Source organism: Pantoea sp. alder81 (genome assembly GCF_020179835.1).
Classification (GTDB): Bacteria; Pseudomonadota; Gammaproteobacteria; order Enterobacterales; family Enterobacteriaceae; genus Pantoea.
The window spans coordinates 15848-27896 of record NZ_JAIUDA010000011.1 but is presented as its reverse complement, the minus strand read 5'-3'; the positions used below and the strand labels follow the sequence as shown (position 1 = coordinate 27896).

Here is a 12049-nt window from a genome sequence, read left to right as displayed (position 1 = left end):
TGGGGAATAAATCCCCACTGGGTAAAGTCAGATTAGAAAGACTCTAATCGCGCAATTTCAAGATCGCCACGACAGTCGTGATGACCACTTAAAGAAATACGTTTATGCAAGTCAGGGTCAAGTCTGACACTCATTGCCCGTATTGAACTGACCATGTCAGCACAACCTGAAGTGAGATATCGACCCTGTGCCCTGCCAAATTCGAGGCCATAAACAACATCGAACTGAATGGCCATATAATAAGGTGGCTCATTTTTGTTCTGAACCTCCTCATCAAGGTCATCTAAACCAAGTGATTGGTAAGCCAGGGCCGTAAGCATGTCGCTTTCAAATTCCGCTAACTGCAGCAGGTCGGCTACGTTAGATGAAATAGTCATGTTTCACTCTCCTTACTGATATGCGAAACGCAATCTTGTCATCTGATCCGCCAGCTTCAGTGCAAAGCGGCGAGCCTGACGGTGGGAGCTAAACACTTCGTCCGGTTGCTTCAGGGAACCAAAACGATGATTACCGTAAAAGGTGCCGGAACGGGTAAGTATGCCGAACGTCCATTTTCCAGAGAGTAACTGATGTACCTGCACCTTAAAGCTCAGTGAGCCAGCGCGGTTCGTTATCCATTCATCTTTACTGTTGCCGTCAGCGACACGATCCCACAGGGATACAGCCGCAGCGGAAGCCGCAGAAAAAATACCTTTTATGGAAAAGGAAGATGGTAAAGGAAGGGTTTGCATGGTGTTTCTCCTGTTAGAGGGGAAACACCTGCCCTGTCGGGAAGATGTTTCCCGATGGGCATTCGCAAAGCGAATGTATGGCTGAGGCGACTGTGCCGTTACTTCTGAGCAGTGAATACCCGGAAGGTCGCAGCGTCAGACGCGGCAAGCTGAGCGGATTTCGCAGCAGCATTGTGAGTGAAGTGCTTACCGTGCCGGCTAAATATGAATTCATCACCCGGCTGACCGTTAATCACCGTTCTTGCCATAACAATGGCGTGATAACGTTGATCGTCGTACCAGACGCGGGAACAGAACTCATAATGACCGGAAGGTGAAGACAGCCAAGATGTTCTCCTGAGTGCAGCCGTGATATGAGGGTATTCAGACGCAACGCGGGTTGCGGCTGAAAGAACCATATCGAAAGGCATGCGCAGCTCAGTCAGGAACGAGTGAGTTATTGACATAGTTTCTCCTGAAAACAGAGAAACATTTGCCTTGTCGGGAATGTTTCCCCGAAGAGCAAAGGCCGGAGCCGGGTAGTTGAATGAACCTTCATCGCCAGGCAGTAGGAGCCGTGTTTGACGATATCTGCTTCCAAAGGCGAGCAGATGTACCACACTGATGTGTTCTCCCTTTCAGGCTACAGGAGTGTTATTGCAGCTACCCTAAGGCGGTCATCTCAAGCCACTGACCATTGGTGGTTGTCCTAAGACAACGTAAGAAGCGATTAAATAATAGCGCCTGTTTGAGGAAAATTACAAGACCCCGTTATTAACCGGTTTCGTCAACGCGGTTATAAACACGCGCAACATAATCTCCGCGACCGTCACCGTGTCCAAGATCCATCGACACTAAAGCCTCAGCCTCTTTTCGGCTCATGCCATTTTCTAGATGATGATTTACGGCGTCCTGAGAATAAGCGTACCTGAGACTGTGCGGCGCATGTATTCCCGTCATTCCACTTTCACGTAATACATTATGATAGCGGTCAAGCGCCTGATGAAGCGTTGGCTTGTCGACTAACTTACCGTTATTATCATCCACATAACGAATGGCCTCATTTAATAAAGCGATAACCTTATCTCTTTCAAATATAGTCGCATCACGCGGACGTCCTCCTTTAGATCCGAATACAACGCGAACAGTATTTTCACCGGCAAGCAAATTTTTTCGCCACGTATTGAGTGACTTTGCTGACTGAACAGTTTCTTCTGCCCTGAGACCAATATATCTTGCCAGATGAATGCCTAAAGCGATTCCACGATCTTTTTCTGACACGGTCGATATAATTTCTTTAAGACGCTCATCAGAAATGGCGACTTTAGTCCCTTCTCTGCTGGCACCAGAAATATTCAACGCCTGATTGCTCAGTTTTTCATGTGCAGGATTAGCCAGAACGTTACGCCCTCCCTGTGAAAGGATTGAACGTAATGCGGCCATTTCATTTTGCAACGTTCTGGACGATATATTTTCATCCTGACGACTTCGAATATAGTTTTCGATATGTTTGGTCTTAATATGGCTTACTTCCCGAATCTGAATATTAAGGGTTGCCAGTCGATCCGAAAAGCGGCTGGCAATCTTTGAACGATCAGAAACTGTTTTAAAACTTCCTCCGCCCTGGCGTGCGAGCGTAACGAGCTGCTTACTTAATTTTCCAGCCACTGTATATCTCCTTCAGAATCCACAGGTGTTGGCCCACAAAACCAACAGCTGTATGACTCTGTACATCTCTTCCCCGATGACACGGTTGCTTTTGCGCTTCCTGCGTCTCGACTGGTATCTGTGCATCGGGGCGGCGAAATGTTGAGTTCTTGCGAGGCTCCCCAGGTCTCTGACCTGTTTGCGGCTTGCGCCGTGCTGACGTTAGTCAGTCTGCCTCCGTACACCAGTTTCCTGATGTCGCCATCGATACCGAGTCGATCATTCTCCTTTTAATAAAACGCCCTTAACGGGTTGTTCGTTAACGTCGCGTCATGGTTGATATATAGCCAGTTGAGCACCTGAAAACACGTAATACGTGCACGTCAGATTGTACCGGCCTGCTGAAAACCGCACTGTACGTGGGTTTGGTCGTTATGCGCTGCGCGCGTCACTTTGTTCTCGTTTCACTCGAACCAAAGTGACGCGCGCAGCTTTATGCTCCTAATGCATCTTCTGCAAGCACCCAAATGTTCCAAATGGGCTTATGCGTCATTGCAAAAGTCGTATGCAGCTCAGGGCGTATCCCTGAAAAATTCATAACGGAAGTGAAGTAAAGCATCGTTGTGGACGCTTTATCTGAGAGCAAGAAGCGTAAAAAAGCCCTGCGTTGGTATGTTTAAGAAACCCCCATCGTCGCGTCGTAGGTGCGCATTATTGACGATATCTGCTTCCAGGAGCGAGCAGATGTACCACACTGGTGTGTTCTCCCTTTCAGGCTGCAGGAGTGTTTTTAGCAGCTACCCCGAAGGCGGTCCTCTCAAGCTATTGAACCATTGGTGGGTCGCCAGTTGGCGACGTAGTGCATGTGAACGATATCAATACTACAGCACCGATGTCAAAACAGATCTAATATTTACGTTGAAATCCGGATTCATGTTAATAATTTAAAGGAGAAAAAATGGACAATATAAGCAATGCCACCTTACTGACTTTAACTGTCACCATATTTATAGCAGCAGTTAACTTTTTCTTTGGAATTCATGGAAGGTTGAAAAAATTTTCGAATGAAAGAATATCTGTCTACAAGGAAATATCCTCACTTGAGGATAGCAATGGAGAATTGTTAGATGCTAAAGAAGTTGCAAAGCAGAAACTCAAGTCACAAGTGCTTTTTGAATTGACAAAATTGAGAGATACCAAGCTTGCTTCTTTAATGCTGCATATCCTGAAGAAGAACTCTGACATAGACATAAAAAAGGAAATTTCTGTAAGAACAGTAGTTGACTGTTTAGACCAAGAAGTAACAGTTATAAACTCTTCAATTACAAACACCACCCTATCTCTTAGCCGACCTCGATTCTGTAGAAAAAGAAACAAAGGTGCCTTACTAGTTATCTTATATATAACCCTATCAATCATATTTTCTCAAGCCGCATTTTCATTTTCTGAATCAAGAGAGCAATTACCAATGGCACTGGCAACAGGATTAATATCCTTGTTTATGATTTTTCTGTATGCACGATGTCTAATAAATTACCCTGTACTGAGTAGCTTTAATCATTATAACAACATCATAAACAACCTGGAAAATTAAAGGTTACTCAGTGGGGTGGGTACTAAAATTCACCCCACCCTTAATAGTTACCGTCCGAAAAAACAACCTTAAACCCTAAAACAATAATTATTCTAGCAACCTATGGATATTATCTGAAAATATATTAGAGGTTGAATTAGTCAAATTTATAAAAAATATGAGGTTAGCCGCTAAGTTAGAAATTTATGAATATGAAAGCGCTACAGATATGACCTGTTACCCATTAATCTCACAGAATGCTGTTAGTGTACTGTACGCTGCTCTTTAACAGCAGCCGTTTGTAACCAGTGCCGTTTCTGCTTCGCAGATATGCATTTCCTACGCCTCCGCCCGGTGCAGCATCGCCTTCACGTAAATTCCGGCGCTGCGGTTCCAAACTGTAAAACAATTTCTGCCAGAGTCAGTAATGCTGTAGCCGATACGGAAGCGCTGTCATATTTCATTTCAAGCCAGCTGCGTCAATTGGATATGCAGAACTTTGCGCCACATTTTACAGGCTGCATACCTTTTGCCACTGCGTGTAGATGCTTGACGCCATTGAAGTCTTCAACGATGTTGTGTGCATGTTCGCCCTCCCCTTTTGCACACTACTGCCACAACTTCCGCAGGCGTGATGCCCGCAAATACCATTTTTTCTGTCTGCGTGAGCAGATGGACAATGGCCTTCGGCTAGAAGCGTTCGGTATTCAGAATGAACAGGCTGGTGTGATCGAGCGTTGCAGGGATAAGCCCGTGCCAGAAAGGGAATTTGCCACCCGGGCTGAGAATATCGATCGTGACGCGGCGAATTTTCAAGTGCGTCAGGCGCAGATAAACCGGAAACACCCCACTCCCCTCTGCACTCGCGGTCAGTTACCGGTTGCAAATAAAGCTTTTAGCCTGAATCTGTTGCCAAAATTTTCTGCGTCAGCTTTAGCCACCAGATGGCCTGAAAGGCTTGGGACAGGACGACGTTAGGCTTAGTGCGAAGCATGGCAGCGCGCCAGAGGCCAGCATCATGTAGTGAAAGAGTATTGACTTAGTTGCTCCCCAATATTGAGGAGCCACACGGCATCGCAGGCGCAGTTAATTCTGCGCCTTACCTGCAAAGCATGGGTTGTCCACAATTTGGGTGTACAGCTATCCGATATGGGCCGGGCGCAGGCCACGCTTACCGCCTACCGCAATGCCCTCAGCCATTATTTTGCGTTCTGCGGTCAGAACAGAATTGAACCTGAAAAGGCCCGGTTTGAAGATCTGGCCGCCTACATCAGCCCTCAGTTACCCGGTATGCCCTTTCCCGTGGCCAGCGCCACGCTCCAGCTGCGCCTGTCAGCGATCCGCCTCTGGTATGACTTTCTGATGTACCAGGACCTCTGTCTGGTGAATCCGCTGCCCCGCTCCGGCACGCCTGGCATGCTGAGCTCCGGCAGAGGGCTGGTTCCCCGTGTCGTGAAATTGCCACGGCTCCCTGACGATGCGCAGTGGCAGGCTTTTCTTTTTCATGCTGCCTCATCCTCGCTTCGTGACCGCCTGATGCTGGCATTAACCTACTACGGAGCGCTGCGGCGCTCTGAAATTGTCTCATTGCGTGTCGACGACCTCGACTTTGCTCACCGGCTTATCCGTATCCGGGCAGAAACCACCAAGAGCCGGCGTGAACGCATCGTCTGCTACAGCCCGGCCGTGGCGCCCGTGCTGGCGGCCCATCTTTTGCAGATGAAGCGGGAAGGGATCTCAGGAGGTGCTCTGTTCCGTTCTGAGTCCGACCGTAATCAGGGCGCACCGCTTTCCTTCTGGACCTGGAGCAAAACGGTACGGAACTGGGCGCTGGTTTCAGGGCTACCGGACATATCAACGCATACCTTCCGTCACCTTCGCCTCACACATCTGGCCCGCGCAGGCTGGAAGCTGCACGAGCTGGCTACCTATGCGGGACATCGCGATCCAGGGACTACCCAGATTTACATCCACCTTTCCGGGAGGGATCTCGCCGCCAGGATGGCGGGCGCGATAGAAACGGCAGATATCAGAATGGCGAACCTCATTTTCAGCCAGGAGAATTAACATGAGCACAAGCACACCGACAGGAATCAGCTGGCGTGCCTTCAGCATTGCTGAATACCGGCTTGAAACGTCACTGACTTCCGATGAGCGGACGGCGCTGGCCAGCTCTCACAGCCGGTCCGGCATGTTACGGATGAAGCCTGCGCCGGACCTTATCAGGCCGCTGACCGATATTGCCGCCGCAAGCGGATGCAGCAGCAAAATCGCCGGCCTTGTTATGGCAAGACTGCTGCGCGAAATGCATTTATCCGGCGCGCCCTGCTGGTGCTGGCCACAGGAACGCTGGCAGACGCTCTGCCGGGAAGTCAGGGAGGGTCGTCCTTTGATGGCCGCCTTTGCCTGGCACCTGGGTGGTCTGCATGACACGCTCAGCCTCCCTGATATCCGGAAACCCGCCCTCTACGCCTGCGCCATCTTCGGTCAGCGTTTTTATTATCAGGAGCTGCACCGGCTGACCGATACGCTGACGTCACTGGGGTATGCCGCGGGAAGCCAGAAACAGCACACATCCGGCGTACTGGCCATGCTGATGATAATGAACAGGGATCCCCGGCTTGAGACGTTTACGACCGAACTGCTCTGGCAGGCACAGAACAGCATCGATAACGCGACATCCCGTTACGTCGGCCGGGTCTCACACGGGCTTGCTGCGCTGGGCATCTTCAGCGCCCCGATGAGGATGCGAAACTATACGAAGTGGTATGAAAAGCCGGTCGAAGGAATCGATCCCGTCTGGGTGCACTGGTGTCGGCGCTGGCGGGAAACGTCAGTGCTGAGACCGCGCACCCGGGAAAGCCAGTACAGCTTTATTCTGCGCTGCGGTCTCTGGCTGGCAAGGGAGCATCCACAGGTTCGGGAACCAGCTGACTGGACGATGGAAACCTGCGCCAGCTTTATTGCGGCGGTGGGCCGGATGAACGTGGATGAGCTTCAGCTGGGCACGGAAAGAGGCACCCGTAAATCGATACGTTCCGGCGAACCCATGATGCCGCATTCAAGGGCGCATTTTATCTACTCATTGCGCCGCTTTATGATCGATTATGAAAACTGGGGCTGGGGGCGACTGCGCTTCAGCCCTGCCCGTCATCTTTCCACGCCGGACTCGCCTCTGTTCCGTCGCGGCGTCAATCCACGGGTTATCGACGATCCGGTCTGGCTGAAGCTCATCTGGGCCAGCCTGAATCTGCGCCAGGAAGACCTGCTCACTGAAATCCATTATCCGCTGGCCATGCTGCAGGCGATGGCCGTGATCTGGACCCATGCAGGGCTGCGGAAAAACGAGCTGCTCCGCCTGACCACAGGGTGTATCGCGCCGCAGGCAGATGAAATAGTGAAAGATGACGGTAGCGTTATTCCTGCCGGGACCCTGTGCTACCTGCATATTCCCGCCGGAAAGACCTCAAAAGCCTATGTTAAACCCGTGGCAGCCGTGGTGAAAAAATATGTCGATACCTGGCTGGCCGAACGCCCGACAGAACAGGCCATGCTGGCTGATGAACGGACCGGTGAGAAAGTCCGGCTTCTGTTTCAGTACCGGGGGAAGCCCGCAGGCAGCGCTATCATGAACCGCACGCTGATACCGATACTGTGTGCAAGAGCCGGCGTCCCCGTAGAGGACAGCGGTGGCACAATCACCAGCCACCGGGGGCGGGCCTCCGCAGTGACCGCGCTGGCGAGCGTTCCGCAGGGGATGTCGCTGTACGAACTGATGCAGTGGACCGGGCACTCAACGCCCCAGTCCACCATGCACTATCTCCGCATCCGCCCGACTCAGCTGGCAGCCTCGTTTGTCAAAGCAGACAGGGTCGCACACATGATAAGCGTACTGATTGACCACGATCCGGAAGCCGCCAGCCTGACCGGCCCCGCGACCTACTATGATTTGGGCGATTCCTACTGCACCAACCCGTTCTGGAGCAGCTGTCAGCACCGGATGGCCTGCATCGGCTGTGATTTTAACCTGCTCAAAGACAGCGCGCGCGGGCTGATACTGGAAAGTAAAGCCTCAGTAAAACGTTACCTTGAAGAAGTCCCTCTCACCGCCGATGAAAAAGCGATTGTAGAGAATGATGCCGAAAAAATAGATCAGGCCCTTAAAAGACTGGCCGTTAAGCCTGGAGGGTGAACCGGGCTGCAACAGGCCAGACGCGGTGATGGCTGACTTGCCTGTGCCGGAATCGAAGCGGAGCAGGCCAGATTTCCCGTTCAGTAAAGATAGCTCTAGAGTGAGTCACATACCTTTTATCGAATATGTTTTTAGACTATGCTCTATCAACTACCCTTAGAGCATCCTGGAGCGGGAACCAACATGTTATCTCTGACGCCATTACAACTGTTCAAAAGCCTTTCGGATGAAACCCGCCTGACGCTGGTGCTACTGCTGAAAGAGAAGGGCGAGCTTTGCGTGTGTGAACTCACCGGCGCGCTGAAACTTCCACAGCCAAAAATTTCCCGTCACCTCGCCATGTTGCGCTCCAGCGGATTACTCAGCGATCGACGCGACGGCAAGTGGATCCACTATCGGCTCTCCCCACATATGCCTGCATGGGCGGCCACTGTCATTGAACAGGCGTGGCTGAGTCAGCGTGACGTAATCCGCAACCTGGCGGGTCATTCACAGCTCAATCATGCAACCACTAACGGCAGGGCTGTCTGCCTGTAAAAAATTTTAGCCATACATATTCGTTTATTCGAATATATTTGGCATTAGTTAATTAAAAAGGAGGCAGCATGCTGCTGGCAGGCGCAATTTTTATTCTCACCCTGGTGTTCGTCATCTGGCAGCCGCGCGGGCTCAGCATCGGATGGAGCGCGGTGGCCGGAGCCGCGCTGGCGTTGATTACGGGCGTGGTACACATGGGGGATATTCCCGTGGTCTGGCAGATAGTCTGGAACGCCACGGCCACGTTCATTGCGGTGATCATCATCAGCCTGCTGCTGGATGAGTCAGGATTTTTTGAGTGGGCAGCGCTGCACGTAGCGCGCTGGGGTGGCGGCAGCGGAAAGCTGCTGTTCACGTATATCGTGCTGCTGGGCGCGTCGGTGGCAGCGCTGTTTGCGAATGATGGTGCGGCGCTGATACTGACGCCGATCGTGATTGCCATGCTTCTGGCGCTTGGATTCAGCCGGGGTGCGACCCTGGCGTTCGTCATGGCGGCGGGTTTTATCGCCGATACGTCCAGTCTGCCGCTTATCGTGTCCAACCTGGTCAATATTGTTTCGGCGGACTTCTTCCATCTGGGATTCCGTGATTACGCGTCGGTTATGGTGCCGGTCAATATTGCTTCGGTGCTGGCGACGCTCATTATGCTGCACCTGTTTTTCCGAAAGGAAATCCCGGCAAAGTATGACGAGGCGAAGCTCAAAGCGCCACGCGACGCCATCCACGATATCAGCACGTTTCGCACCGGGTGGGTGGTGCTCATTTTGCTGCTGGCTGGCTTCTTTGCGCTGGAACCGCTCGGCGTGCCGGTGAGCCTGGTCGCGGCTGTCGGCGCACTGATCCTCTGGCTGGTCGCGCGGCGCGGCCACGTGATTGATACCCGCAAGGTGCTGCGCAATGCGCCCTGGCAGATAGTGGTATTTTCACTGGGCATGTACCTGGTGGTCTACGGGCTGCGTAATGCCGGACTGACGGCGTATCTGACCACGCTGCTCAACGATTTCTCCGCTTCGGGCGTCTGGGAGGCGGCGATGGGAACCGGGTATCTCACCGCCCTCCTCTCATCCGTCATGAACAACATGCCCACGGTGCTGATTGGCGCGCTTTCCATTAATGCCAGTTCGGCACAGGGTCTCGTGCGTGAGGCCATGATTTACGCCAACATTATCGGCTGCGATCTTGGGCCAAAAATCACGCCAATTGGCAGCCTGGCAACACTCCTATGGCTGCACGTGCTGTCACAGAAAAACATCCGTATCAGCTGGGGTTACTACTTCCGGGTCGGCATCGTCATGACGCTGCCGGTGCTGACCGTTACGCTCGCCGCGCTCGCGCTGCGTCTGTCGATCTGACGATAATCCGGGGCGGCGCATGCGGCCCCCTTACACGAGGTTTTACCATGTCTGACATCACCATTTATCACAATCCCGCCTGCGGCACTTCGCGTAATACGCTGGCGCTGATCCGCAACAGCGGCGCAGAACCCGTCGTGATCCATTACCTTGAAACCCCGCCGACGCGTGAAAAGCTTGAGGCGCTGATTGCAGCGATGGGTACCGGCGTACGGGCGCTGCTGCGTAAAAATACTGACCCGTATGAACAGCTGGGCCTCACCAGCGACAGTTTCTCTGATGAACAGCTGCTGGACGCCATGCTGGCTCACCCGATCCTGATTAATCGCCCGATAGTGGTCACGCCGCTGGGAACGAAGCTTTGCCGCCCTTCAGAGGTAGTCCTGGACATCCTGCCAGATCCGCAACAGGGCCCGTTCACAAAAGAGGATGGTGAAGTGATAATCGATACGTTGGGCGGTCGTTTGATTAAATGACAGACACTGTCGTCTTCCATGACAACGTTTAGTTTCCGCTGAAGCTGTCATCCTCATGTAAAATGGCTGAACAGACTCCCTGTTAAACCAGATGCAGCCATCGCCAGGCTGCTCCAGAAACTCACACGGATCACACTGCGAAAAACAGGTGCCCCACCCGCTTTCGCAGACAGGGCTCCCAGCAATACAAGAGAAAGCATTGCTGTAATGACAATACGCATAATGCTCACTGGTCCAGAAATAAGCATGACGGAACTCAGTGGCAAAAACGCGCCGACCATAAAACTTCCCGCAGAAAACAATACCGCCATTAAAGGTCTGGCGGTGCTGAATTCAGTTATTCCAAGTTCATCGCGGGCATGGGCATTGAGCGCATCGTGTTTCATCAATGCCACCGCTACCTGCCGGGCAAGATCCGGATTGAGACCCCGGTGAACATAAATGGCCGTGAGTTCTTGCATTTCACCCGTGAAGTTTTGATCCAGTTCCCTCTGCTCCTCAGCAAGCGCAGCCCTTTCGGTATCGGCCTGGGACGAAACTGAAACATACTCACCTGTAGCCATTGACATCGCACCGGCCACGACACCTGCAATACCAGCCAGTAAAATACTATTGTGGCTGCCACCGCCCGCAGCAACGCCAGTCAGAATGCTGGCAGTCGATACAATACCGTCGTTAGCCCCCATAACAGCAGCACGGAGAACACTGGAACGGGAAATCTTATGAGATTCATCATGGCCCATGATTGGCTCTTCATAAAGGTTTACACTGACAGGAATTCAACACTTTATCTGTATTCCTCAGTAACGTTAATCATCTGATGTGTAATGATAAAAAGTCAGGTTGACAACAAGAAGGCTTGAATTAATCCTCCCAACTGAGAAGCATATGTAAAAGTCCCATGGCTCCGTGTGCGTAAAAAAAAATTTCAATAAACGTTGTCAGAAATTTGTGCCAGTGGAGATAGTATCTGGCAGTCTCTACGGGCAACCCCAGTAGACTATTGGCCATGAACCACATGCCGCCAGAGACAGCAACCAGAAGCAGAGAGATAACACCAAGGCCCTGAATTGTCGCAGCGATCCCCCCTTTGCCGGCTTCGGGCAGTTTCAACCGGGCCAGCTGTAACAGATCGGTTTTAATACCGCTTAAATCTAAAGTCACCCAGGCAAAGTACCATCTGAAACCGCGTTGCGTCAGCATCCATACCAGCAGAGTTATGCCGAGTAAAATCAACATAAAACCAGAAATGATATGTAACCAGGTGACCAGTGAGACAAAGCTGTGCTCACTCAGCGCCTCACGTTCAGTCAGGTTGGAATTGACAATCTGGGACAGAATCAGCAGAGCTACAGAAATGTGAAGAGCCCGAAAAAAGGGCGCATAGTCATGCGGGAGTAATGCCAAAATTTTGTTTTTCATGATTTCACCATGAGCAAAGGAATTAAAGCTATTTTTTTCCTTCAAGATTAAAACAACCTTAGCTCATTCATAATTTCATATAAAACAAGATGATAATGAGTTCCATTATTACTTAATGCGCCGTTTAAGAAATTATCCGT

General features: G+C 51.5%; 13 protein-coding genes. 6 read left to right on the top strand and 7 right to left on the bottom strand.

Annotation, left to right across the window (positions count from 1 at the left end):
* Window positions 1-32 precede the first annotated feature (32 nt).
* The 4 genes from LBW88_RS23200 to LBW88_RS23185 all read right to left on the bottom strand — a co-directional run bounded on the left by LBW88_RS23200 (window position 33) and on the right by LBW88_RS23185 (window position 2378).
* Window positions 33-377 (bottom strand): hypothetical protein, encoded by a 345-nt coding sequence (locus LBW88_RS23200; protein WP_224934881.1) that lies wholly within the window; start codon window positions 375-377, stop codon window positions 33-35.
* A 12-nt stretch (window positions 378-389) separates the two neighbouring features.
* Window positions 390-731 carry a hypothetical protein gene (locus tag LBW88_RS23195; RefSeq protein WP_224934883.1) on the bottom strand — a complete coding sequence of 114 codons (342 nt, stop codon included), beginning with the start codon at window positions 729-731 and terminating at the stop codon, window positions 390-392.
* Window positions 732-829: 98 nt separating this feature from the next.
* On the bottom strand, window positions 830-1330 hold the full coding sequence (locus LBW88_RS23190) for a hypothetical protein (protein ID WP_224934885.1): 501 nt from the start codon (window positions 1328-1330) through the stop codon (window positions 830-832).
* Window positions 1331-1484: 154 nt separating this feature from the next.
* Window positions 1485-2378 carry an integrase domain-containing protein gene (locus LBW88_RS23185; RefSeq protein ID WP_224934887.1) on the bottom strand — a complete coding sequence of 298 codons (894 nt, stop codon included), beginning with the start codon at window positions 2376-2378 and terminating at the stop codon, window positions 1485-1487.
* A 937-nt stretch (window positions 2379-3315) separates the two neighbouring features.
* Between LBW88_RS23185 and LBW88_RS23180 the strand changes: the two genes are divergently transcribed.
* Window positions 3316-3951 carry a hypothetical protein gene (locus tag LBW88_RS23180; protein WP_224934889.1) on the top strand — a complete coding sequence of 212 codons (636 nt, stop codon included), beginning with the start codon at window positions 3316-3318 and terminating at the stop codon, window positions 3949-3951.
* 669 nt (window positions 3952-4620) lie between these two features.
* Here LBW88_RS23180 and LBW88_RS23175 read toward each other — a convergent pair.
* Window positions 4621-4803 carry a conjugation system SOS inhibitor PsiB family protein gene (locus LBW88_RS23175; protein WP_265112706.1) on the bottom strand — a complete coding sequence of 61 codons (183 nt, stop codon included), beginning with the start codon at window positions 4801-4803 and terminating at the stop codon, window positions 4621-4623.
* Window positions 4804-5079: 276 nt separating this feature from the next.
* On the opposite strand from LBW88_RS23175, the gene LBW88_RS23170 reads away from it, so the two are divergent.
* The 5 genes from LBW88_RS23170 (at window position 5080) to arsC (ending at window position 10487) form a co-directional block, all read left to right on the top strand.
* Entirely contained in the window at window positions 5080-5997 is a 918-nt protein-coding gene (locus LBW88_RS23170) for a tyrosine-type recombinase/integrase (protein ID WP_224934893.1), read from the top strand.
* Window position 5998: 1 nt separating this feature from the next.
* Window positions 5999-8122, top strand: a complete 2124-nt coding sequence (locus LBW88_RS23165; protein ID WP_224934895.1) for a tyrosine-type recombinase/integrase — start codon at window positions 5999-6001, stop codon at window positions 8120-8122.
* 183 nt (window positions 8123-8305) lie between these two features.
* Window positions 8306-8659, top strand: a complete 354-nt coding sequence (locus tag LBW88_RS23160) for a metalloregulator ArsR/SmtB family transcription factor (protein ID WP_224934897.1) — start codon at window positions 8306-8308, stop codon at window positions 8657-8659.
* 68 nt (window positions 8660-8727) lie between these two features.
* On the top strand, window positions 8728-10011 hold the full coding sequence (locus tag LBW88_RS23155; RefSeq protein WP_224934899.1) for an arsenic transporter: 1284 nt from the start codon (window positions 8728-8730) through the stop codon (window positions 10009-10011).
* 47 nt (window positions 10012-10058) lie between these two features.
* Window positions 10059-10487, top strand: a complete 429-nt coding sequence (arsC, locus tag LBW88_RS23150; RefSeq protein ID WP_224934901.1) for a glutaredoxin-dependent arsenate reductase — start codon at window positions 10059-10061, stop codon at window positions 10485-10487.
* Between the two features lie 53 nt (window positions 10488-10540).
* Here arsC and LBW88_RS23145 read toward each other — a convergent pair whose 3' ends face one another.
* Together LBW88_RS23145 and LBW88_RS23140 are read right to left on the bottom strand one after the other, a co-directional pair.
* Window positions 10541-11230 carry a VIT family protein gene (locus LBW88_RS23145; protein WP_224934903.1) on the bottom strand — a complete coding sequence of 230 codons (690 nt, stop codon included), beginning with the start codon at window positions 11228-11230 and terminating at the stop codon, window positions 10541-10543.
* 121 nt (window positions 11231-11351) lie between these two features.
* Window positions 11352-11909, bottom strand: coding sequence for a cytochrome b/b6 domain-containing protein (locus LBW88_RS23140; RefSeq protein ID WP_224934905.1), 558 nt, complete (start codon window positions 11907-11909; stop codon window positions 11352-11354).
* Window positions 11910-12049: the final 140 nt, after the last annotated feature.